Consider the following 21,941-nt stretch of genomic DNA (forward strand, 5'->3'; position numbering starts at 1 on the left):
TCAATGAAAAAACTGCCGAAAAATCGGCAGCTTAGGGGGTCATTTTTTTCATTTTATATTGCAAGGTTTGTCTGGGGATCTCTAAAAGCTTCGCCGCTTGATTAACATTCCCATCACATAAATCAAGGGCATTACGGATAAGACTTTTTTCTAATGCTTCAATATTTTTTCTTAATGATAGACTTTCAGCTGGAACGCTTTTACTTTTTGGAGGGTCGGGATGATGTTTTAACATGTGAGGCAAATCCTCAAACTTCAGGAACTTGTCCTCACATACGTTCATCATATATTCGATGGTGTGTTTTAATTCGCGCACATTCCCGGGCCAATGATAGCCGGTAAAGAATAACTCCAGCTTCTTCTCCATGCCATGAATGTCTTTCGCCAATTTCCGATTAAATTCCTTAATAAAGTAATCAGTTAAGAATAAGATGTCATCTTTGCGATCCCGTAACGGGAGCAGCGAAAAGGTAAACACATTTAAGCGGTAAAAAAGGTCGGAGCGGAGCACCTGATTTTGGAGGGCAATGCTTGGATGCACATTCATCGCTGCGATGACTCTCACATCGACCGATATGTTTTGCGAACCGCCAACCTTTCTAACCATCCCATCCTCTAAAACTCTTAATAGCTTTGCCTGCAGTTCAATCGGCATAGTATGTAGTTCATCAAGGAAAAGGGTTCCGCCATCAGCAAGTTCAAATAACCCTTTCCGATCAACAGCTCCTGTATAGCTGCCTTTTGCTGTTCCAAAAAGAATACTTTCTAACAACGTTTCAGGAATCGCCGCACAATTTTGCGCAATAAACGCACCACTCGAGCGGTGTGATTCGTGATGAATTCCTTGAACGAATAATTCTTTTCCCGTTCCCGATTCGCCGTAAACGAGAATGGGGGAATCTGATTTTGCGAGTTTCCTTGCCTCGTCCTTCATGCTAATAAAGGCGGGATTAACAGATACTAAATCACCGAAGGTATAATTCACTTGCTTTAATACCTTTTTCCGACTGCCTTTGTTTAAGCCCTTTTGTAAATCTAATAGACTTTCGGCAAGAAGCTTCATCCTTGAGTAGTCCTTAGCTATTTCAACAGCACCGATAATTTCTTCGCCAAGAAGGATAGGCAGGGTTGTATTAATCGTATCAATTCTCGTCCCATGGATATTTAAGTACACTTGTGTCTGATTGAAAATAGGCTTCCCCGTTTTAATCACCTTTAACAAGGTACTTGACTCTTTTGTCAGCGAGGGAAATGCGTCAATTAAGTACTTTCCCTGCACTTCCTTCACATCCATGCCATCATGCTTCGCCGCGACTTCATTATAAAAAATCGTCTTTCCATCTGTATTGACAACATGAATCCCTTCATCAATACTTTTTAGAATTGCACTAAGAACTTCTTGCGTCAATGCAGTTAATTGAACCATTTATGTCACCTGCCCTTCTGAACGAGCTGCAAAGGTGCCGAAAAGCTGTCACCTCTAAGCCCGATTTTTAGCAGTTTGCCAGATTTTTAACCCACATATTCATATTTTCAAGCTTGTCATAAATATAGCAATTATTCATCAACCTTCCACGGTACGAATATCCGAGCTGATATAACACGGCATTCATGCCAAAGGATAACGACCTAGCAATCGAATAAGCACAAAAGATTCCTTGGCCTTTCAACTCAGCTTCCAGTTCTTGAAGAATAATCTTCATTAGGCCGTATTTTCTGTGTTCCGTTAATGTTGCGCAATCTGTTAATTCAGCATTCTTATAAAAAGCATTTATTTCTGCAGAAGCAGCACTGACAATTTTTCCTTGATAGAAAAAGACATAATAGACCGTTCCCTCCTGCATCGCCTTTTTTACATATTCCGGATGATGCAACGGGGTTGGATAGATTTGAAATACTTGCCGGTACAGCGCCGCAAGCTCCGCCGCACAGCTTTCGTCAGCCTTCCTTAATTCATATTCCTTTGGCGGATACGCTTTTTGGATGGAGGTATCTAATTGATAAATACTGCGAATCATTCCATCCTCTGTTATCCAATGATCATTTCGCTTGCGCTCCTGTGTGTAAAACTTTGAATAGAAATGGGCATCCGAACCAAGAAAATAGCGATCGACAACCGCTTCAGGCTGAAGGCCATATTCAAAAAACAGCAGACAATCTTCGCTGCGGCCTTTGATAATTAACTTTTCAGCCTGATGTTGTTCAACGAGCTCTTCGGCTTTTTCTAACAGTAATTTTGTATTTCCACGATAATTATCGACACGGATACGTTTATTAAAAGGATCTAGATAAACCTCGAGGAAATAACTGCTTCCCTCCAGGTAAATGGTGGATGCCGTTTGGTTCATCCATTTCACCCCTGAATCTATAATAATCTACGAAAACCCCGCTTACTTATTATTTTCTGAAACGTCATTGACACCACACCAACGCAGTAATGTTAGGGCAATGATCTCACTTGCAGCGAACATATCTTCAAGGTCAATATGCTCATTGGCATCGTGAGCGGTTTCAGTTATCCCTGGTCCGAAGACGACCACTGGAGTATTGCCAACAGTAGATAGTATCCCTCCATCCGTACCCCAGGGACTTGCTTCGATGATAGGGCTGACCCCCTGGACTTCGCTAAAACTACTTGTAAGTGCATTCATTAATGGATGATCACTTTCAAGATTACCCGGAAGCCATCTCCCGCCAAACCACTCAATTTGCAGCGGATTTTCGCGGAACCATTCATCCTGTTGATTCCATTCCCGCAAAGCATTCTCCATTTCCATTTGTGCCGCTTCGATCGTTTCTTCCGGAGATACACCCATTCTCCCCTCGATAATAGCGGTGTCAGGCACTGAAGATGGCCATTCTCCGCTTGCTATTTTTCCAATATTAATTGGGATGGGAATGGGAATTTTATCAAAGAGAGGGTCTGTAATCCTGGCATTTCGATCTTTCTCTAATTGTTGTAATCCTTGAATGACTACCACTGATTTCTCAATTGCACTTACCCCTTCGTATCTCGTTCCGCCATGTGCTGCCCTGCCTCTTACCGTAATTCGGAACCACATCGAGCCCTGCTGTTTCGGGAAGATTTTCATATTGGTCGGCTCTGGAATAATCGCCCCATCAGCTTGATACCCACGCAGTACGGCAGCAAGTGTACCGGCTCCGCCGCTTTCTTCCTCAATCACACTTTGAAAGATGACATCCCCTTTAAGCTTTATTCCATTAGCAATTAACGCTTCAATCGCCATTAACAGAGATACATTCCCGCCCTTCATATCTGTTGCACCCCTGCCGTATAGCTTTCCACATTCAATCGTCCCGCTAAACGGGTCATGCCTCCAGCTAGACTCGTCTCCAACCGGAACGACATCGATATGCCCGTTTAGAATAACCGATTTGCCGCCGCCTGTGCCTTTTAATACGGCAACTAAGTTAGGGTTTCCGTCGAAGCTTTTGCGGTCACAGAAATAGGCAGGGTGGCCCTTAAGTTCATCACCGCCAAGTTCCCAAATATCAAGTGTTAAACCAAGCTGCCGGCATCTTTCAATGATAATCGCCTGTGTGCTGCTTTCCTTCCCCCTTGTGCTATTTTCCTGAACAAGTATTTGTAAAAGCCTTGCCCCTCTAGCTCGATTCTCCTTTAACCACTGTTTAATGCGGATTTCATGTTTCTTCAAATGATTCACTCCTCATCGCCAGTTTTATGCTTAGTACGGGATGCTGCGAACATTTTGACTTATTTTAAATTCACACCCTGTTTTATTGATCACATCCTCCACGTTAAAGGGGGCAAACAACTCTGTTAAAAGAAGGCCTTCTCCGGTTACTTGAAAAACAGCTAAATCTGTCACGATAAGATTGACACATGATGATGAGGTTAATGGCAGTGAGCAGGAGGTAACTATTTTTGGGTTTCCATGTTTGTCACAATGATTCATGACCACAATCACTTTTTTCGCTTTTTGAGCGAGTTCCATCGCTCCGCCCATGCCTGGAACCTTTTTCCCCGGCACAATCCAGTTGGCAAGGTCGCCATTCTGACTAACCTGAAGTGAACCCAGAATGGTAATATCGACTCTCCCTTTGCGAATCATCCCAAAAGCAATCGAACTGTCACAATAGGAACCGCCGCTATTCAGCGTGACGGGAAATCCGCCTGCATTGCATAAGTTTTCATCTTCTTCTCCTTTAGCTGGACTCGGTCCCATTCCGGTAATGCCGTTTTCGGCGTGAAACATTACCATTGTCTCTGCCGATAAATGATTGGGAACAAGAGAAGGGATGCCAATCCCAAGGTTAACAACCATTCCACTTTGAATTTCCTCAGCAGCCCTTTTGGCCATTTGGCTGCGGCTGTCTACTCCCATGCCCATTTCCAGTTCACCCCCTTCGATGGAATCAGATAATCAACAAACACACCCGGGGTAATGATTTCTTCCGGATTAAGACTTCCGAGTGGAACAATTTCTTCAACCTCTGCAATGGTAATTGCCCCTGCCATTGCAACAATAGGATTTGTATTACGGGCACTTTTATCGTAGATTAAATTTCCATACTCATCGGCCTTTTTCGCATACACAATCGCCACCTCTGCCGTTAAGGCGGTTTCAATCAAATAGTCTTTCCCATCAAGCTGGAAGCGGGGTTTATCCTTGGAGACCAGCTCGTTGTCCATCCCGATATCAGATAAAAAAGCAGCTAACCCCACACCCCCGGCACGAATTCTTTCGGCTAAAATACCCTGCGGCGAAAACTCGACCTCAAGCTTTCCGTCATGCATCAGCTGACCGGCAATTGGGTTTGAACCAATATGTGAGGCAATTACTTTTACAGCTCTTTCCCGGCTGACTAATTTACCGATGCCGATATCCGGAAAACCGGTATCATTTCCAATCAAGGTCAGCTCGCGAACACCTTTTTCAAGTATTCCATCGATGAGTGCCGGCGGCGACCCGACCCCGCCAAATCCGCCAAACATCAAGGTCATCCCCTCATGAAATAATTCTAAGACACGCTCCAAGGTTGTGATTTTTCCAAACGGATTCTCCATCTAATTGTCACCAGCCATTTTTAAGTTTATTTGGTTTGAAAAGGCTTCAAATGTTTCGGCTAATAATAATACAAGTTCTTCCATTTCCTTTATAGCGATTGTTAATGGCGGAGAAATAATGATCGAGTCCCCATTCACACCGTCAATTCCGGCACCGGCAGGATAGACGATGAGGCCTTTTTCTTTTGCGAGCGCTACCATCCGTTGTGTGACCAAAGCTTTTCTTGGGAACGGTGTTTTCGTAAAACGGTCCTCGACGAATTCGATCCCGAGTAACAACCCTTTGCCGCGGACATCGCCAACAAATGGGTATCGGCCTTTTAACTTTTCAAGCTCGTTTCTTAAGTACACTCCCTTATTTTCTACTTCTTTCATAATCTCGTTTTTTTCTAAGTATTCAAGAACAGCTAACGACACTGCACATGATTGCGGGTTGGCACTTAATGTATGGCCGCTCATTACTGACTTTGACCCGGCCAAAATGGGCTCCATGATCTTTTCACTGGCGACAGCTGCCGCAATTGGTGCATAGCCGGCCCCCAGCCCTTTCCCTAAGGCAACAATATCAGGAATAATGTCCCAATGTTCACAAGCAAGCATCGTTCCCGTCCTGCCAGAGCCTGTCATCACTTCATCAGCAATAAACAGGATGTCATGAGCCTCGCAAATCTCTTTGATTGTTTTAAAATAATCCTTCGGTGGTGCAATGGCTCCGCCTGCTGCCCCAATAACCGGTTCAGCGATGAAGGCAGCGATTTTCTCCGCCCCAATTCGCTCAATCGCTTGATTCAACTCTCTGGCACATAAATAATTGCACGCAGGTACCGTCAGATTATAGGGGCAGCGGTAGCAATATGGCGGATTGATTACCGGAAAATCCTCCAACAGCGGAACAAACCGCGCCCTTCTGCCCGTATGTCCCGACATTGAGAGCGCTCCCAATGTAATCCCATGATAACTCACCCATCTTGATAACACCTTCGTTTTCGTATGAATCCCCTTTTCCTGCCAATATTGAATCGCCATTTTCATCGCTGTCTCCGTTGCTTCCGATCCACTGTTCACAAAAAAACTCCAATTTAGCTCTCCCGGTAATAAGGCAGCGATTTTTTCGGCCAGCTTCTCAGCCGCTCCACTTGTAAATTGCGAACGATAGACAAACGAGACCTTTTTTGCCTGTTCCTGCATGGCTTCCATAATTTCGGCAACGCCATGACCAATATTAGCGGTAACAGCACCTGAAGCAGCATCTAAATATTTCTTGCCTTCCATATCAAATAAATAGACCCCTTTACCGTAATCAATAACAGGGTAGTCTTCATCAAGCATTGGTTTTATTAAAAAGGACTTTTCCACAAATGACACCACTTTTCTCAAGGTCTTATAGAAATTGTATGATTCATTTTTTTGTTTCTTTCATCAAATTTATTGAGGTTATCTGTCATAATTAAGCAGGAAGAAGCATGGGGATTTAACCTTTCTTTTACTTTTTATGTTGGTTATTATAGAATACTGATAGATTACTTAAGGAATGAAGCCTATGAATCCAATAAAACAAATCCAAAAAAAGTCCAAAGAGATATCAACGATACAATTAATTGTTATCTTTTACCTATCTGCTTTAATAGTTTCTACACTATTATTAAAAATCCCTTTCGCTCTTCGGCCAAATGTCCATTTAAGTTTTATTGATGCGCTGTTTACAGCTGCCAGTGCTGTCAGCGTAACCGGCTTGAGTGTGGTATCGCTAAAAGATACATTTAACAACCTGGGAATTTTTCTTCTTTGCTTAATACTCCAATTAGGCGGATTAGGGGTTATGTCTTTAAGTACTTTCCTATGGGTCATGTTAGGGAAAAAAGTAGGATTAAAAGAGCGGCAGCTGATCATGATTGACCAAAACCAATCGAACCTCTCCGGCTTGGTTCAGCTTGCTAAACGAATCTTCATTACGATTATTTCTTTTGAAATTATTGGCGGAATTATTTTAGGCATTCGATTTCTGTCGTATTACGACAGCCCGTTAACAGCTTTTAAACACGGATTTTTTGCCTCCATTAGTGCGATAACGAACGCAGGTTTTGATATTACCGGGGAGTCACTTATTCCGTTTAGCAGCGACTACTTTGTTCAATCCATTGTTATTTTATTAATTGTCATTGGGGCAATTGGTTTTCCCGTGATTGTCGAAACCATGGAATTCATTTTATCGTTTAAACGGAAAAAGAAGTTCCATTTCAGCTTATTTACAAAATTAACGACGATCACTTTCGTCATTCTTACCGCAGTCGGATCACTATTCCTGTTTTTATTAGAAAGCCGCAAATTTTTCGTCAATAAACCGTGGCATGAATCTTTTTATTTCTCATTATTCCATTCCGTTACAACCAAGAGTGCTGGTTTAGCGACGGTTGATTTAAATGAGTTTACTCCCAGCAGTCAGATGTTTATGTCGATATTAATGTTCATAGGCGGATCACCAAGCAGTGCGAGCGGCGGTATTCGGACAACTACGTTTGCAATCGTTTTTTTAGCGATTGTCTTTTATGCTCAAGGAAAAAGCTCGATAAAGATATTTAGAAGAGAACTGCAAAGCGAAGATATTTTAAAATCATTTATTGTTATCACTACCGGAGCATTTCTCTGTTTAGTTTCGATTTTAATTTTATCGATTACCGAACACGGGCCAGTAATGGAGGTAATTGTTGAAGTTTCATCTGCCTTTGGCACCAATGGCTTATCGCTCGGTTTAACCCCGAATTTATCAACATTTGGTAAATTCATGATTATCATGCTAATGTTTGTCGGAAGGCTTGGGATTGTTACTTGTTTGCTGATGCTTAGAGGAAAGGGAAGCAAGGAAAAATTCCATTATCCGAAAGAAAAAGTAATCATTGGATAAAAAATAGAAAAAGGCTGACTTTAGAATTCTTCTAAAGTCAGCCTTGGTATTCTTCATTAATAAACCCAGCTTGCTCCAATGATAATCAAGAGGATAAACAGGACGACAATTAACGCAAATCCTCCAAAACCGAATCCTGCGCCACCATAGCCATATCCTCCTGCGGGATATCCGCCGCCGCAGCAGCCATCAAAACCACCATATCCACCATATCCATACATTTAGCCTTCACTCCTCACAAAAATTGTGTCTTTTCATTCCTACATTATGAAGGAGATACTTGACCTGTATGTGCATTCGCCTATTTCGAGCAAGACAATGATAATTTTTCGGGTGATTCGCCTGAATATAGTTTTGGAGAATTATTTCACTTCAAACAGTTTCGTAAACTCCGGATACCCTTCTTCTTCTAGGTTTTCTTTCGCGATAAACCGTAAGGCAGCAGAATTGATGCAATAGCGCAAACCCGTTGGTTCAGGTCCATCATTAAACACATGACCTAAATGGGAATCTGCCGATTTACTTCTTACTTCTGTGCGAATCATAAAGTGGCTCGTATCGGTTTTTTCAAGCACTTCTTCCGTTTGAATTGGTTTAGTAAAGCTTGGCCAGCCACAGCCGGCATCAAATTTATCCAGTGAGCTAAATAACGGTTTTCCGGAAATAATGTCGACATAAATTCCTTCCTTTGTTTCATTCCAGTACTCATTTCGAAACGGCGGCTCCGTTCCGTTATTTTGCGTTACCTCATATTGGATTGGCGTTAATTCTTTTTTCAAATCTTTATTTTGCATTTTCTTCCCCCCAGTGCCTCTCTATAAAGCCCGCACGACCTGACCCAACGTGATAGGACTCATAATGGGCTTTATTTTTCTTATAGTAGCCTTGATGATAGTCTTCAGCAGGATAAAAGGTTTGAGCCGGAAGAATCGGTGTAACAATCGGCTTATTAAACCGCCCGCTTTCCTGTAATGCTTGTTTTGATTCTTCAGCAAGCCTTTTTTGTGTTTCATTATGGTAAAATATAGTCGTTCGATATGATTGACCACGGTCATAAAATTGTCCCCCAGGGTCGGTTGGATCAATCTGCTGCCAAAATAATTCCAACAGCTTTTCATAAGGAAAAAGTGCTGGATCATAATTTATTTGGACGGCTTCATAATGCCCGGTTGTATCTGAGCAAACCTGCTGGTATGTCGGGTTTTCAACCGTGCCCCCTGTATAGCCGGAAATAACACTGTTAATCCCCGGCTGTTCATCAAACGGCTTCACCATACACCAAAAACAGCCGCCGGCAAACGTTGCTACTTGATGATTCTTTTCCACGTTCCCACCCCTTTTCATCTTATCTAAGAGTATATCGAAAGTTTCTGCAAAAATAAAATCTGCTGTTTGAAACCAGAAAAGCGCTAGCGCCCTGGTCAGCGGCGTATGACCTGGAGTGCTCCAACTGAGATATAGGAAACACGGAGAGCGCATGCGTTCAGATGTATACGGCAGATCGCGAAGGCATCTCGCCGCTAGGGCGCTGGAGCTAGACATTTCTCAAAGCCAAAAATTTATGCCTTCATTTAAAATATCGCAAATTGCTTTAAATATAGTTACTTTAGGAAAAAAACAGCTGGTGTGGGGGAGATTATACAATTTAGACGTCGAATTGGCGTAAAAAAGCAATTAGAAGAGACTTGCCCGTCTGAAAAACATGTTTTTCCCACAAGAAAAGCAGTCAATTATACTCCCTCAATTTTTTATTAGCGAATTTCGAGAGTTTATTAGCGATTCTTACAAATTTATTAGCGAATCTGCCATGTTTATTAGCGGATTTAAGAATTTATTAGCGTATTGAAATTTACCATGGAAAAACCTTCGGAAAATATACCCTTCCCTTTTTTATACCCGAATAATTTACCTTTCCAGAAAGCATCAGCAGTCTTTTAGCAGTATGAATCGAATCCAAATGGCAAAACTCCCGAAACTGCCGATTAGTAATTTTCATATCGAACAATAGAAAGTAATCCATCAACGCAGCTATATGGGCATCAACAAAATATTTGTCACAGCGGGGACAATACCATTTTTGTTTTTTACGGATAAGGGGCAGATAATTGCAGCATGGGTCAAGAACACCCGTTAATAGATCAGACTGTTTTATTCCGAATTTTTCAAGAAGGAATTTTGTCGGTGGAGTATTCATTTTCACAAGAAGGCGACAAATTTTCCGAAGCTCTTTCGGATTGAGGAGTGAAGTAGAATACAGGTTTTCAAAAAATTGAATTTTTCTTAGAAAAGCGTCCCCCTTGCAAACACGTGGCTTTACATTGCGGGCGTTGGGGCCGGAAACCACATATGTAGTGTACGGGTTGCTGATGACAACCATGTAATCAATTGGGATCGGGGGAAAACCATTCGCAGCGAGCCATTTTCTAATAAAAGCTTTATGCCTTTCAGCCTGGGCAATCGGATCTGGATACCCTTTTTCTTTGTCATTATTTATTTGAATAAATTGCTCATTTTCAGTATCAAAAATTAACTTACCAGCCATATTTTTGACATCAATAATGATTCCAAATTCAGGTGTTAGAAGAAAAGTGTCGATTTGGCAGTTGTAACCGCCATCAGGGAGGTTTAAATCGTGAAGTATCAGATATTTTTCCTGTGGAAGAGAACGGAGATAGTAATCTAGTGATACCTCACCTTGATATCCGGCCTCTCGTCTTTTGAATTCCCCTAAAATGGCTTGATATTTTTGGTGACTTAACGGGAGTCGCCTTATTATTGCCGCCAAAATGAGAAGTTTTAATGGAATAGTCCTTGCTTTTACGATCAAACAAATCACTCCCTTACATTTTGATGATAAAATTCTACAAAGCGGGAGAAAACCCTTCCGAATATTAGCGAAAATTGTTAAGAATTTATGTCTGATTTCTTTATTAGCGAATTTCGGGGGTTTATTAGCGAATCTAGATGGTTTATTAGCGTATCTGGTACACTTATTAGCGAATATTTCAATTTATTAGCGAATCGGATTTTATTAGAAAGACGCAAGCGCCCTGATCAGCTCACGATAGGCCTGGAGTGCTCCAACTGAGATATAGGTAACACGGAGAGCGGAGCGCATCCGTGCTTGACTTACGTTGGGCGGAGCGCGAAGGCGTCTCGCCGCTAGGGCGCTGGAACTAGACAATTCTCAAAGTTCAATGAAAGAAATTTTGATATAATAAAAAGCCGAGACAGTTCTACACTGCCTCGGCATGAATAATCATTAACGGCTTTTCCGTTGTTTCATTTGTTTGTTAATGGTCTTCGATTGTTTTTTCACTTCTGCTTTGGCACGTTTATTGGCTTTCCTTTCGATAAATGCCAGCTCCTTTTGCAGCTTAATGTAACTGGCCAGCCTTTCAGCCGCAAGCTGTCCGTCATTAATGGCAGTCACCACGGCGCAGCCTGGCTCATCCGTATGCTGACAATCACGGAATCGGCAATTTTCCGCTAAGACCTCTATCTCAGAAAAGGTTTCCGCTAAACCGTCTGCACTTTCCCAAAGCTGCAATTCCCGCATCCCCGGTGTATCAATCAAGACGCATCCATTCGGCAGGAGAATAAGCTCCCGATGGGTGGTCGTGTGTCTTCCCTTATCATCTTCCTCACGAATCGCTTGGACCAATTGCTTCTCTGCCCCTAATAATCTGTTCGTTAAGGTTGATTTCCCGACACCAGAGGACCCGAGCAATGCGATTGTTTTTCCCGGCTGTAAAAATGGTTCAAGCGCTTCCAGACCGATAAGCGTTTCTACGCTAATCGGAATGACAGGAACTCCGCCAAATGTAATGGCCTCCACTGCTGCTATTTTCTCTTCAATATTTTGACAAAGGTCAGCTTTACTTAAGACAATAACAGGGTTTGCACCACTTTCCCATGTCAGTAATAAATAGCGCTCAATTCTTCGTAAATTTAAGTCTTCATTTAAAGAGTTAACAAGAAAAACAGTATCCACGTTAGCCGCAACAATTTGCTCTTCGGCCGTCGCCCCTGCTGATTTTCTTGAAAACTTACTTTTTCGCGGTAATACGGAAATAATCGTTCCCTTTCCTTCCTCAGGACGAGGCTTTACTGCGACCCAATCACCAACTGCCGGGAAATCCTCCCGGGATTTTGCCTGAAAGCTGAACTTCCCCGTTACTTCAGATAATAATTCTCCAACTTCCGTCCATACACGGTACATCCGCTTATGCTCTAGTGCCACCCTGCCAAGGATTAAATCCTCATCTCTGTTGATTTGAGCAAATTCTTTTGTTTCTATCTCAGTTAAACCGATTGATTGTAAATTCATTCTTATTCCTCCAGCGAAAATTTTTAAAAAAAATAAAAAACCATAGGCACACACAGCCCATGGTTTTATTCGCATACGGGAATAAGGGTAATTAATTCTCCCAAATAGAGAATTTATGGGCTGTGCAAACAATATTCAAATAATGAATTTTCTTCTTATTTTCAATTAACATTGCACGTCACCCACTTTCAGACTTATTTGTAATCATTATATGTGTAATTTATCCATTTGTAAATCATAAATGAATATTTTTCTAATTCGTGTAAGGAAAATAGACACCCACCTAATAAAACATGAATAACTTATGATGTAAACGATTTGATAGGAGTTGCTCGTATGTCTGAAAAAAGAAACCATGCGGATTATCTTCAAAAAGCAGCCATGTATGATTTATTAGCACAATTCTATAAATATTCCAACCCTGGCCTACACACGCATTTCTATTTAAAACACTATAAGAACATGAATAAAGCGATGAATATGATGCGTACTTATTCTCAAATCTACCAAGAAGAAGCAAAGGTTCGTTTCCTTCATACCTCTCATGATTCCCCCAATGTCGATATATATATCAATGGGAAACGGATGATAAGAGACCTGCCATTCAAAAATGTTAGTACGGATCTTTCATTACAAGCTGGTAAATACCATATCGATATTTACCCGGCAGGGAACATGGTGGATAGTGTTTTAAATAAAAAAATTACCGTGGAGCCAGGTAAATCCTTTACACTGGCAACCATTGACCATGTCAAAAAGATGCGCCTTTTGATGTTTCAAAATCTCCCTCAGGTGCCAGCGAATGAAGCAAAGGTCCGTTTCATCCACCTATCACCAGACACTCAGCTGCTTGATATCGCCGTAAAGGACAGGGACATCGTTTTTCCAAATCTTTCCTATAAACAAGCAACAGAATATTTAGCATTAACACCGATGACCGTAGACCTCGAAGTAAGGGAAGCGGGCACCAGGACCGTTATCCTGCCCATCCCTCAGCTTCATTTCAAGGCCAATGAAAGCTGTACAATCGTATTTTTAGGCTTAACGAAAGAAAAACCAGAATTTCAATTTATCAGCATTAGGGATTAATTTACGATTAAAGCTTCTTAAAGTAATTGAAAAAACAGGTGCCTCCAATGAACGAGGCACCTATTTAACAGGCACTAATAAGGTAAATGATATGTCATCTTTTTTCAGATCAAATTTGTTCGCTTTAATTTTAATATCACTCTTCACCTTTAATTGCTGCATGTTCACGTAGATAAGTTTTTCATTTGGTTTAATATGCACTCCTTTTGGGAGCTTATAATTGTCACTAATTATATTTAGAACGTACGAAATTGGCAGGTTTAGGCTGCCAATCGACATCGTTTTTTGCTTTAGGATCAAGTCGCCATTTTTTAAGGCTTCTGGTTCAAATGTTAATTTCATATTTAATTGTTCACTAAAAAACGGCAAGGTTCCGTATAATTCCACTTCGTCCCCCAATAATACCCGATAAGCAATAGGAGAATCGGCAGCTTCTTGTTTGAGATAATGATTAATAAGCTTATTTAAATCGGCTTTATTAGACTTCACATGAAAGGAAACATGATCGCCCACTGGAGCCTTCCATTTGCTTATTTCTTTATCTGCAGATGGATACATAATCAATGATATGATAATAATTGCGGATAAAAGGTTGATTGCCAACAAGACAAGAAATCCTATTTTCCATTTATTTTTCATAAAAACTAATTCTCCTCTGTCGTCACCAGATATGCTTTCTTCGCTAAATCAGGAATTACCCGTGCTTCCATTGTCTCGTTCAATCTCTCGGCAATCAGTTCATATCCTTTGTCATTCGGATGGAAATTATCAGTAAACAAAAGATTTTCATCTGTATTTAAAAACAAATCTTCAATCGGTACAAAATAGGCATTAGGATAATTAGCAATAACGGATTGACCGGCTTGATTCCAATCGGAAACAATCTCATCCATTTCTTTAACATTAGAAAACCATTTCGAAAACGGATTGTACAGCCCGACTAATACAATTGATGTGTGTGGGTTTTCCTGAACAATCGCCTCGAAAATTTGTATTAAATGTTGGCGGTAGGTTTCTTTTTCTTTTGTAAAAACAGGAAGCTGCAGATTGGAAAAGTTATCCTTTACTACCTTCATGATGTCATTTCCGCCAATTGTAATTATAACCATGTCCGCCTTTTGTAAAGCAGCCTTCATTTCAGGTGTCTTTAACCTTTTTAAGAGCTGTGTCGTCCGATTTCCGGTTACCCCATAATTATAGAAATCCACCTGCTGAATGCCTTTTTCTTTTTCAAGCATTGTTTTTAAATAGGGCAAGTAACCGCCTTGACCCGTACTATCACCCACACCCTGAGTTAAGGAGTCGCCAGCAGACAGCACGGTGAAATTCCGCGGAACGAAATCAGCAGGAATCGGGTTAAAAACTTGAGCTGCTGCCTTCTTCTCTTGATGTAGTGCCAATTGATCTGACTGACTGCAGGATGATAAGAATAATGTCGAGAGAATTAGAAGAGTGAAAAACCTTTTCATTTTTTATTCACCTGCCTTCTAAACTAATTTTATTATAACACGACACCAATCATTCAAAACAAAAATGTACTATATCATATTCCTGGCAAAAAAAATAGACCCTTTTATTGGTCTATTGTAATGCTTTAATATCATTCATTATTTCATCAAAAGGGACATTTTGGTAGCCGTTATATGTTTTTTTAATATTCCCATCCTTGTCGACTAAATAAAGATAGACTTGATGAATGACTTGATTGCCCTCTTCAGGTTTTTTGACAATCGTTTTGAAGTTTTTCCCCGCGTATTCTTCAATAAACTCTTGTGAATAGCCTGTTAAGAAAGTCCAATTCTTGAAATCGACCCCAAATTGCTTGCCATACTTGGTCAATACTTCAGGAGAATCGACAGTTGGGTCGACACTAAAGGAAACAAATTCCACATCCTTTAAGCCTTCCGCTTTCACTTTTTTTTGTATTTTTGCCATATTTGACGTCATCGGTGGGCAAACATCTGCACAGCTTGTAAAGATAAAAGCTGTAATCGATACTTTCCCCTTTAAATCTTTTAATCCATACGGCTTATTATCTTGTGTGGTCGCAGAAAAATCCTTAATCGGCCAAGTAACCTCATTTTCGATTTTCTTTTGCCCACATGCCGACACTAACAGGGTACAAATAAACAATATTAACAACAAAAACCGAATTTTCATCCTATCACCTGCATACTTTTCTTTTCTATTACGTGAATAGTCTAACAAACTTTTTGAAAAGAAGAAAGTATTCAAGCTTTAATCAATTACTCCTGATTTTACTATCGTGTTTTGGACATGAACATCAAATTTAACATCCTTGTATTTATCTCTCCATTCCTTTTTAGTAAGCATTTTTCCGCGATTATGTGCTATATATTCATTTCCGATCCCGATTGGATCGACTTTATTCTTTTGGAAATAGATGAGTAACTTTTTTATTTCCTTTTCCATTTCCTTACCTACCACTTTTTCTATATACTCAATATTCGCCGGTTTAGCTAAATCTAATGGCTCTGTAGCTTCTAACAACCTAGATTGGATTTTTATTGCTACCTTAAAACGGAGATTCTTTTTATCAACCAATTTGATTTTTGTATGACTGCGAATATTATCAATATTTAGATATAGTTTTTTGTAAACGGTCCTAAAGGCATTTCCTTCTTGATTCATGATAAGCTTTTTAAATTTGGACCGGTCAAAACCCATTTCATGTGTCCCAGATTTAAATTTATCTGATAGGATTTTCAAATAAAAAATATTGTCCCCTTTTAATTCTGCCACAGCACGATCATCCTGAAAAAGAGCGACTCCTGAAAGAATAACATTCCCGTTTTTAAGCTTAAGTATCGGTAAGACTGGATCCTTTCCATGGTCATTGTAGCGATGATTAAATTCAAATAGTGTCGGCAAAATAAGCTGCTCACTCTCGACATTTTGTTTAATTAAATTATATAGATAGGTCCCAAGATCAATTTTTTGATTCTCTTTGTCCATATTCATAATCGTAGAAGCCTTACCATCCGTCACTGTTAAATAAACGGTATTCCCTATAGTAGGATCACGATCTAGGGCATCAACCAGTTGGACAATTCCTCGTTCCGCTAATTCCTTACTGTAAATGACACAGCGAAGCTGGCCAGATACAAGCTTTTGGTCCGTTTCAAGATTTTGCTTTTGCCTTAGAGTCTTACTCGTATTGGCTTCAACAGTAATAATCTCGGTCAAATTTTTAGCCAAAGGATCGAACTTATGGATAACCACTGTACCTCTAATATGATTTTCTTTTTCCAAATCGTATCCCACTGCCGTACTTAATCCCAACTTTTCTAATTGTTTTTTCTCCACACACCCTGAAATCAACATGACACATGAAAAAAGCACTGAGAGCATTTTCCATTTAAGTCGATTTGACATGTGATTTTTTCCTCCTTAACAACCACTTCTTCAAGTAGACAATAATGGAAAGAACGACAGGGTAACAAAATGCGGCATAAAAGCCAGCTTTTGCAATTAGATCTGTCACAATATTCATTTGATATCTGGCCTTAATGAAGAAGGATGCTCCAAAAGCCACAATTGCAATAATCCAAATCCCCATTTTTTGCGTCCTTTTTATGATTCTAGAAAATCCCTTTGATGATGCCCATAAGTAGAGACACAAATTAGGTAAAATAACGAGCATCCAAAAGGAGACGGCTATAAATTCAAATCTTTCAAGATTGGGAAGACGGACAATTTTTAACATCGATATCACTGGCCAAATGACCTTCCTAAGTCCATCTTCTGCAAAAAAGACTATGGATATAAAAGTGACTAGTGTATAGGTAAACGTTGTGAAGAGATTCCCAATTTGGACATAAAGAAGAGTGCGGTGTTTCTCCTTAACAAATGGATAAACAAACATGATTAATTCAAAACCCATAATCGAAAGCGATGTCCTCTGAATACCTTTTAACATGTGTTTAATGTCCACATTCATAATTGGAAAAATATGCGTGAAGTCTGCATAACGCAACGGGACAAATAAAACCAGGATGATCCATAAAGTCCCCATAACGGAGAGAAAAGAAACACCAACAATGACTCGAATGCCACCATGAACAGCATAAACGGCTAACAAGATTAGGATGAATGCTAGCTGCCAGGTTGGTAAATTAGGAAAAATCCAAACCTGGACAATTTCGGTATAATTCATAAATATCACGAAGAAGCAAGCTGTCAAATAGATCATATAACCAAAACTAAGAAGATTTCCTAACCATTTTCCAAACACATCAACATGAATTCCATATAAATCAGCACTGTCATACTGCCTTAACATCATGATGATAAACCACAAGATAACAGAGGTGAGAACTCCCGCAAAGAACACGGCAATCCAGGCATCATGTTTCGCCTCTAAAAAGACAATTTTCGGCAGTCCCACAACCCCCACCCCTACTTGGACGGAGTGGATAATAAATATAAGTTGAAAAGCGTTAAAAAGTAAACTTTCCTTCGGATGTAAATTGACTTTCATGTTATTCGCTCCTAATCATCTACATCCTTTTTTTTCGCTTTTTGGGCTGAAAATCGTTGCACATCCATTGGGTGGTTCGTTATTGGTCGTTTCGAAAGATATTGCGTTGGCACCCGGAAGAAACTATAGCCTAAGTCCTTCCATCTTAACGGATAGACAGGTGAGAGATAAGACCCACCCATCGTGTCCAATTTTAAGAGGTGAATGATGAAAAAACAAAAAGCAATCATGATACCGATTCCACCCCAAATTCCTGCTAAAAGAATGATCGGAAAACGAACCATCCTTATTGCCGTACCCATTAAATAACTAGGAGTGGTAAAAGAGCCAAGCGCGCTAAGGGCAATAATAATAATTAAAATATTACTCGTGAACCCAGCGTCAACTGCCGCTTGTCCGATGACAATACCACCAACGATACCCATAGTTTGACCGACTTTGGTTGGAAGCCTAGCTCCTGCCTCTCGTAGGAGCTCAATAAAAAATTCAAGTAGAAGTGCCTCAAACACAGGTGGAAATGGTACATTTGCCCGAGAACGTCCCAATGAAACAAGTAATGCGGATGGAATCACCTCGTAATGGAAGGTCAAAACTGCTACATATGCTGGTGTGAGCAGTACAGATAAAAAAGCGGCCTGTAACCGTAAAAATCGTAGAGCAAGTCCCATATTCCAGCGCATATAAACATCTTCAGTGGACTCGAAAAAGGTAAAAAAAGGTGTTGGTCCATATAAGGCATCTGGACTCCTATCCATTAGAACAACTACTTTTCCTCTCATTAAGGCAATCGTGACCCTGTCGGGAAGTTCTGTTGTCACTAATTGCGGGAAAACGGTCCAACTATTATTTTCAATTAATTGCCCAAGGACTGTTGCGCCAGCAACATGGTCAATCTCAAGTTGATTAATTTTATCTCGAAATCCATTCACGTGTTCTTCGGCTGCGATGTCTTTAATATAAATTAGCTTCACCTTGGATTTCGATCTAGTTCCAACCGTCAAATCTTCCATGCATAGGTTAAGATCATTTAGGTTGTGTCTTATAATATTTATATTTCCAATAAGTGATTCTGTAAAAGCAATTTTAGGGCCATAAACAAGTGATTCCGTCTCAGCTTTTTCAATGCCCCTTTCAACCGTCTTACTTACATCAGCTTGTAATCCGTATGGATGTCCTTCAACATAAATGTAAACCTTACCTTCGATAATTCCTGTGACGACCTCATTTAATTGATTAACTGCTGACAAATCTGAAATAGGCAGTAATTGAGCAATTGCTTCGCAGGTCCATTCCATTTGTGTATTCTTTTGAATCGGAGCGATAATAAAATCATCTAGACTAGGTTTATTAACTAAGCTATCCATAAAACAAAAAACTAGCTCTTGTTTATCTTTTTTTAAGGTTCTAAAGGTAAGGTCAGAACCAGCCTTTAGTTCGCTTTTTATTTGTTCCTTAAGTTCATCAATAATGAAACTATGAGCTTTTGAAGGTTCTTGCGATTTTTTTCCTAGCAACCATTTAATCATTGGCAACACCTTTGAATATTGATTTCTTTTAGGATTACCAAAAATTTTATTTTTACCCAAATAAAAGACTGGATGGTGTCAGGCACCATCCAGTCTTGAGATTCTTATTCAAAATAATACATTAAGGCAAGTGCACCCGGTCCTGTATGGGTGCTGACAATTGGGCCGGTGTAGTCGATTTCAATATCCTGAAACCCAGTTAATTCATTTATTGCTTCTTTTATCTTTTTAGATAACCCATATGCTTCAGCGTGAGCAATTCCGACACCGCGAATGGTTTTTCCTTTAACATCTTCGGCAAACTGCTTGGCCAAGAATTTAACAACCTGTGAATGACTGCGCACCTTCGTAACCGGTGTATATTCTGCATCTTCAAGCGATGCTATCGGTTTGATGTTTAATAGCGAGCCGATAAACGCCTTTCCTTTACCGATACGCCCGCCCTTTACAAGATTCTCTAATGTGTCAACCATTATGTATAATTTTGTAGACTGGCGGATTGTCTCGATATGGTCGAGAATTTCCGCCATGCTCTTCCCTTGTTTTGCAAGCACAGCAGCTTCCTTCACCTGAAAGGAAAGGGCTTTCGAAATAAACTTGGAATCAACCACCGATACGTTGGTTTCGGTCATTTGCGCAGCACTTTCAGCTGAGCGCACCGTTCCGCTCAGCTTGCCAGTCATATGGATGGATAGGACTTCATAGCCCTCTTTCCCAAGGCGGTCATAGACTTCAAGAAAGGCGCCGGTTGAAGGCTGTGAGCTTTTCGGCAGTTCTTTAGAGCTGCTCATATTTTCAATAAATTCAGCCGGTTCTAAGTCAACCCGGTCTAAATAGGTTTCTCCATTTATCGTTATTGCTAAAGGCACAACAATAATGCCCAGCTTTTCAGCTGCTTCTTTTGAAATATCCAATGTTGAATCGGTGACAATTTTTATTTTGCTCATACATTCACATCCCTACGAATACTGCTTAGTATTATACAGGTTTAACCTACTGAATGAAACACAATCTATCGGCACCTTTAATAGTTAAACTATTCAAAATGGTAAAACAAAAAGAGCATCGGAACCCGATACTCGAATGGAATTATGCGTTATTCTTTAGTTCTCCAACCTTAAATAATTGCTCATACTCTGGCCACTTCATGACCTTTTTCATATAATCTTTAAAGGAGTAGCATCTTTTCGGGAATTTCTCCCGGCAAATCGACGTTAGAAACGTCTGTAAACGGACTTGGATCATAAATTTATACGTGCTATCTTCCTCCAATACAGGAATCTCCATGACTTTAACCTTCTGTCCAACATCAGTTTTGAACTCTAGGCTTTTCAATAACAAAATATCAATCCTCTTTTTCACCCGTTTGACTATATTATACACCCAATCCACCACGAAATGTGTCTAATTATGATTGGTTTACTAAATTTTTGTGAATTTTTTACATCAAAAAACAGACCACAGTCCTTGGTCTGTCTTAGTCAAATGATTTGAATAAATAAGGGCTCACCTGTGGCTCGGATTTCTGGTTAGGTTGGGCAGAGCGTTTTTTGATTAAATACAATTGTGGCTTTATTCGTCTGCGGGTTTCAGCGTCGTGGGGTCTTTCATGGGTGAGGTCATTGCTGCAAGTTGGGCAGAGCCATCGGTCTGAAATACTGCTGCTGAAGGATGGTTGATGGCATTTTGGGCAGAGTTTAGAATACATTTAAACAACTCCAATGCTATATTTTTTTGGACTTTTCATTTGTTTTTATAAAGGTTATGTATTCATAAATATAAAATAGACCCTGATTTAGCAAATTTCAAAAACCAAGGCCCTCTTATACTCGTTTCACTATTTTTCTACGTTTCTTAATTATGAATTGAAGTATAGAACCTGTTAAAACTAATACTGCTCCAGCTACCAGAATATTAAACATATTGGTTCCGGTTTCGGGAAGTTTAGGTCCATTAACTGGAAGTGTACCACCCAATGTTCCTTCTACATAGAACTTAAACTGAAACTCGCAGCTCAATCTTTGAAAATCATTTCCGAGATCACTAGGAAAATAGATACTAAAAGTAAGGTCTTCATTAGTACTACTTTTTAATATTCTAGAATCTAGTTTTTTATAGTCATTTAATTTACCCTTATAAAGTTCACCAGACTTATCAGTTACTGTTAAAACCAATTCATTATAAATCTTTTCAGATCCTGTTAAAAAACGATGTGTAAAAAGATACTTAAAGTCTTTTGTTCCATTATTTTGGACTTTTATTACTTTCATATATGTGTCTCCTGGTTTAGCATTGCTTATATCAAAAAAGACCTTATTTGGGCTTGTTGAAATATCAATTTCTTTTTCAACTCCTTTAGCATTCGCATATTTTATGGGAGAAGAAAAGAAAATGAAAAAAGCTACTAGTAAAAGCAAAAACATTATTTTCTTTTGCATAACTGTATCTCCTCGAATCCCCATTTACTTAGAAAAAGGTGGGTTTAATCGCTTTCTTTTCGGCACATACACTTTTCTCTCCTAAAAAAATAAAAATGAATTAAC

The 21,941-nt window shown here is 39.9% G+C and carries 22 protein-coding genes; 2 read left to right on the forward strand and 20 right to left on the reverse strand.

Annotation, left to right across the window (positions count from 1 at the left end):
* Positions 1–31 precede the first annotated feature (31 nt).
* The 6 genes from BANVL01_RS10540 to BANVL01_RS10565 all read right to left on the reverse strand — a co-directional run bounded on the left by BANVL01_RS10540 (position 32) and on the right by BANVL01_RS10565 (position 6,406).
* Positions 32–1,426, reverse strand: coding sequence for a sigma-54 interaction domain-containing protein (locus BANVL01_RS10540; protein WP_066088915.1), 1,395 nt, complete (start codon positions 1,424–1,426; stop codon positions 32–34).
* A gap of 67 nt (positions 1,427–1,493) precedes the next feature.
* The gene (gene ablB / locus BANVL01_RS10545) at positions 1,494–2,348 is read right to left on the reverse strand and encodes a putative beta-lysine N-acetyltransferase (protein WP_066088918.1); all 855 of its coding nucleotides are present in this window, start codon (positions 2,346–2,348) and stop codon (positions 1,494–1,496) included.
* A gap of 42 nt (positions 2,349–2,390) precedes the next feature.
* Positions 2,391–3,677 carry a peptidase gene (locus BANVL01_RS10550; protein WP_066088921.1) on the reverse strand — a complete coding sequence of 429 codons (1,287 nt, stop codon included), beginning with the start codon at positions 3,675–3,677 and terminating at the stop codon, positions 2,391–2,393.
* Between the two features lie 30 nt (positions 3,678–3,707).
* Positions 3,708–4,373 carry a 3-oxoacid CoA-transferase subunit B gene (locus tag BANVL01_RS10555; protein ID WP_066088924.1) on the reverse strand — a complete coding sequence of 222 codons (666 nt, stop codon included), beginning with the start codon at positions 4,371–4,373 and terminating at the stop codon, positions 3,708–3,710.
* Positions 4,358–5,050 carry a CoA transferase subunit A gene (locus BANVL01_RS10560; protein ID WP_066088926.1) on the reverse strand — a complete coding sequence of 231 codons (693 nt, stop codon included), beginning with the start codon at positions 5,048–5,050 and terminating at the stop codon, positions 4,358–4,360. The genes BANVL01_RS10555 and BANVL01_RS10560 overlap by 16 nt, the downstream gene beginning before the upstream one ends.
* Positions 5,051–6,406, reverse strand: a complete 1,356-nt coding sequence (locus BANVL01_RS10565; RefSeq protein ID WP_066088929.1) for an aspartate aminotransferase family protein — start codon at positions 6,404–6,406, stop codon at positions 5,051–5,053. It abuts the gene before it with no gap.
* Positions 6,407–6,599: 193 nt separating this feature from the next.
* Here BANVL01_RS10565 and BANVL01_RS10570 point away from each other — a divergent pair, with 193 nt between their 5' ends.
* Positions 6,600–7,952 carry a TrkH family potassium uptake protein gene (locus BANVL01_RS10570; RefSeq protein WP_066096691.1) on the forward strand — a complete coding sequence of 451 codons (1,353 nt, stop codon included), beginning with the start codon at positions 6,600–6,602 and terminating at the stop codon, positions 7,950–7,952.
* A 56-nt stretch (positions 7,953–8,008) separates the two neighbouring features.
* On the opposite strand, the gene BANVL01_RS28865 is transcribed toward BANVL01_RS10570, so the two are convergent.
* The 5 genes from BANVL01_RS28865 to rsgA all read right to left on the reverse strand — a co-directional run bounded on the left by BANVL01_RS28865 (position 8,009) and on the right by rsgA (position 12,282).
* Entirely contained in the window at positions 8,009–8,173 is a 165-nt protein-coding gene (locus BANVL01_RS28865; protein ID WP_066088932.1) for a YjcZ family sporulation protein, read from the reverse strand.
* A 141-nt stretch (positions 8,174–8,314) separates the two neighbouring features.
* Entirely contained in the window at positions 8,315–8,746 is a 432-nt protein-coding gene (gene msrB, locus BANVL01_RS10580) for a peptide-methionine (R)-S-oxide reductase MsrB (RefSeq protein WP_066088935.1), read from the reverse strand.
* Positions 8,736–9,278: a peptide-methionine (S)-S-oxide reductase MsrA gene (msrA, locus tag BANVL01_RS10585; RefSeq protein WP_172800870.1), complete on the reverse strand. Its 543-nt coding sequence runs from the start codon at positions 9,276–9,278 to the stop codon at positions 8,736–8,738. The genes msrB and msrA overlap by 11 nt, the downstream gene beginning before the upstream one ends.
* Positions 9,279–9,801: 523 nt before the next feature.
* A complete protein-coding gene (locus BANVL01_RS10595) occupies positions 9,802–10,779 on the reverse strand; it encodes a nuclease-related domain-containing protein (protein WP_066088941.1) in 978 nt (325 codons plus the stop codon).
* 435 nt (positions 10,780–11,214) lie between these two features.
* Complete coding sequence (gene rsgA, locus BANVL01_RS10600) at positions 11,215–12,282, reverse strand: ribosome small subunit-dependent GTPase A (protein WP_066088942.1); 1,068 nt, start codon at positions 12,280–12,282, stop codon at positions 11,215–11,217.
* A gap of 336 nt (positions 12,283–12,618) precedes the next feature.
* Here rsgA and BANVL01_RS10605 point away from each other — a divergent pair, with 336 nt between their 5' ends.
* Positions 12,619–13,371, forward strand: coding sequence for a DUF4397 domain-containing protein (locus BANVL01_RS10605; RefSeq protein ID WP_066088945.1), 753 nt, complete (start codon positions 12,619–12,621; stop codon positions 13,369–13,371).
* A 60-nt stretch (positions 13,372–13,431) separates the two neighbouring features.
* Here the strand turns inward: BANVL01_RS10605 and BANVL01_RS10610 are convergent, their stop codons facing one another.
* The 9 genes from BANVL01_RS10610 to BANVL01_RS10650 all read right to left on the reverse strand — a co-directional run bounded on the left by BANVL01_RS10610 (position 13,432) and on the right by BANVL01_RS10650 (position 21,836).
* Positions 13,432–14,010 (reverse strand): YpmS family protein, encoded by a 579-nt coding sequence (locus BANVL01_RS10610; protein ID WP_066088947.1) that lies wholly within the window; start codon positions 14,008–14,010, stop codon positions 13,432–13,434.
* 5 nt (positions 14,011–14,015) lie between these two features.
* The gene (locus BANVL01_RS10615) at positions 14,016–14,840 is read right to left on the reverse strand and encodes an SGNH/GDSL hydrolase family protein (protein WP_066088950.1); all 825 of its coding nucleotides are present in this window, start codon (positions 14,838–14,840) and stop codon (positions 14,016–14,018) included.
* Between the two features lie 112 nt (positions 14,841–14,952).
* On the reverse strand, positions 14,953–15,531 hold the full coding sequence (locus tag BANVL01_RS10620; RefSeq protein WP_066096693.1) for an SCO family protein: 579 nt from the start codon (positions 15,529–15,531) through the stop codon (positions 14,953–14,955).
* A gap of 78 nt (positions 15,532–15,609) precedes the next feature.
* A complete protein-coding gene (locus BANVL01_RS10625; protein ID WP_066088953.1) occupies positions 15,610–16,767 on the reverse strand; it encodes a Ger(x)C family spore germination protein in 1,158 nt (385 codons plus the stop codon).
* Positions 16,751–17,872, reverse strand: a complete 1,122-nt coding sequence (locus BANVL01_RS10630) for a GerAB/ArcD/ProY family transporter (RefSeq protein ID WP_066088956.1) — start codon at positions 17,870–17,872, stop codon at positions 16,751–16,753. Before BANVL01_RS10630 ends, BANVL01_RS10625 begins: the two co-directional genes overlap by 17 nt.
* Positions 17,873–17,883: 11 nt before the next feature.
* Complete coding sequence (locus BANVL01_RS10635; protein WP_082804951.1) at positions 17,884–19,398, reverse strand: spore germination protein; 1,515 nt, start codon at positions 19,396–19,398, stop codon at positions 17,884–17,886.
* Positions 19,399–19,502: 104 nt separating this feature from the next.
* On the reverse strand, positions 19,503–20,345 hold the full coding sequence (locus BANVL01_RS10640) for a DegV family protein (RefSeq protein WP_066088959.1): 843 nt from the start codon (positions 20,343–20,345) through the stop codon (positions 19,503–19,505).
* A 142-nt stretch (positions 20,346–20,487) separates the two neighbouring features.
* Positions 20,488–20,739, reverse strand: coding sequence for a DUF2535 family protein (locus BANVL01_RS10645; protein ID WP_066096699.1), 252 nt, complete (start codon positions 20,737–20,739; stop codon positions 20,488–20,490).
* A gap of 482 nt (positions 20,740–21,221) precedes the next feature.
* Complete coding sequence (locus tag BANVL01_RS10650; RefSeq protein ID WP_066088962.1) at positions 21,222–21,836, reverse strand: LPXTG cell wall anchor domain-containing protein; 615 nt, start codon at positions 21,834–21,836, stop codon at positions 21,222–21,224.
* Between the last annotated feature and the right edge of the window lie 105 nt (positions 21,837–21,941).

Source organism: Neobacillus novalis NBRC 102450 (assembly GCF_001591805.1).
Lineage (GTDB): Bacteria > Bacillota > Bacilli > Bacillales > Cytobacillaceae > Neobacillus > Neobacillus novalis.

Coding starts and splice junctions, on each gene's coding strand:
- rsgA (WP_066088942.1), bottom strand. CDS start 12,282: ATGAATTTACAATCAATCGGTTTAACTGAGATAGAAACAAAAGAATTT.
- BANVL01_RS10650 (WP_066088962.1), bottom strand. CDS start 21,836: ATGCAAAAGAAAATAATGTTTTTGCTTTTACTAGTAGCTTTTTTCATT.
- BANVL01_RS10555 (WP_066088924.1), bottom strand. CDS start 4,373: ATGGGCATGGGAGTAGACAGCCGCAGCCAAATGGCCAAAAGGGCTGCT.
- BANVL01_RS10605 (WP_066088945.1), top strand. CDS start 12,619: ATGTCTGAAAAAAGAAACCATGCGGATTATCTTCAAAAAGCAGCCATG.
- BANVL01_RS10560 (WP_066088926.1), bottom strand. CDS start 5,050: ATGGAGAATCCGTTTGGAAAAATCACAACCTTGGAGCGTGTCTTAGAA.
- BANVL01_RS10615 (WP_066088950.1), bottom strand. CDS start 14,840: ATGAAAAGGTTTTTCACTCTTCTAATTCTCTCGACATTATTCTTATCA.
- BANVL01_RS10620 (WP_066096693.1), bottom strand. CDS start 15,531: ATGAAAATTCGGTTTTTGTTGTTAATATTGTTTATTTGTACCCTGTTA.
- ablB (WP_066088918.1), bottom strand. CDS start 2,348: ATGAACCAAACGGCATCCACCATTTACCTGGAGGGAAGCAGTTATTTC.
- BANVL01_RS10635 (WP_082804951.1), bottom strand. CDS start 19,398: ATGATTAAATGGTTGCTAGGAAAAAAATCGCAAGAACCTTCAAAAGCT.
- BANVL01_RS10640 (WP_066088959.1), bottom strand. CDS start 20,345: ATGAGCAAAATAAAAATTGTCACCGATTCAACATTGGATATTTCAAAA.
- BANVL01_RS28865 (WP_066088932.1), bottom strand. CDS start 8,173: ATGTATGGATATGGTGGATATGGTGGTTTTGATGGCTGCTGCGGCGGC.
- BANVL01_RS10610 (WP_066088947.1), bottom strand. CDS start 14,010: ATGAAAAATAAATGGAAAATAGGATTTCTTGTCTTGTTGGCAATCAAC.
- BANVL01_RS10540 (WP_066088915.1), bottom strand. CDS start 1,426: ATGGTTCAATTAACTGCATTGACGCAAGAAGTTCTTAGTGCAATTCTA.
- BANVL01_RS10625 (WP_066088953.1), bottom strand. CDS start 16,767: ATGTCAAATCGACTTAAATGGAAAATGCTCTCAGTGCTTTTTTCATGT.
- BANVL01_RS10630 (WP_066088956.1), bottom strand. CDS start 17,872: ATGAAAGTCAATTTACATCCGAAGGAAAGTTTACTTTTTAACGCTTTT.
- msrB (WP_066088935.1), bottom strand. CDS start 8,746: ATGCAAAATAAAGATTTGAAAAAAGAATTAACGCCAATCCAATATGAG.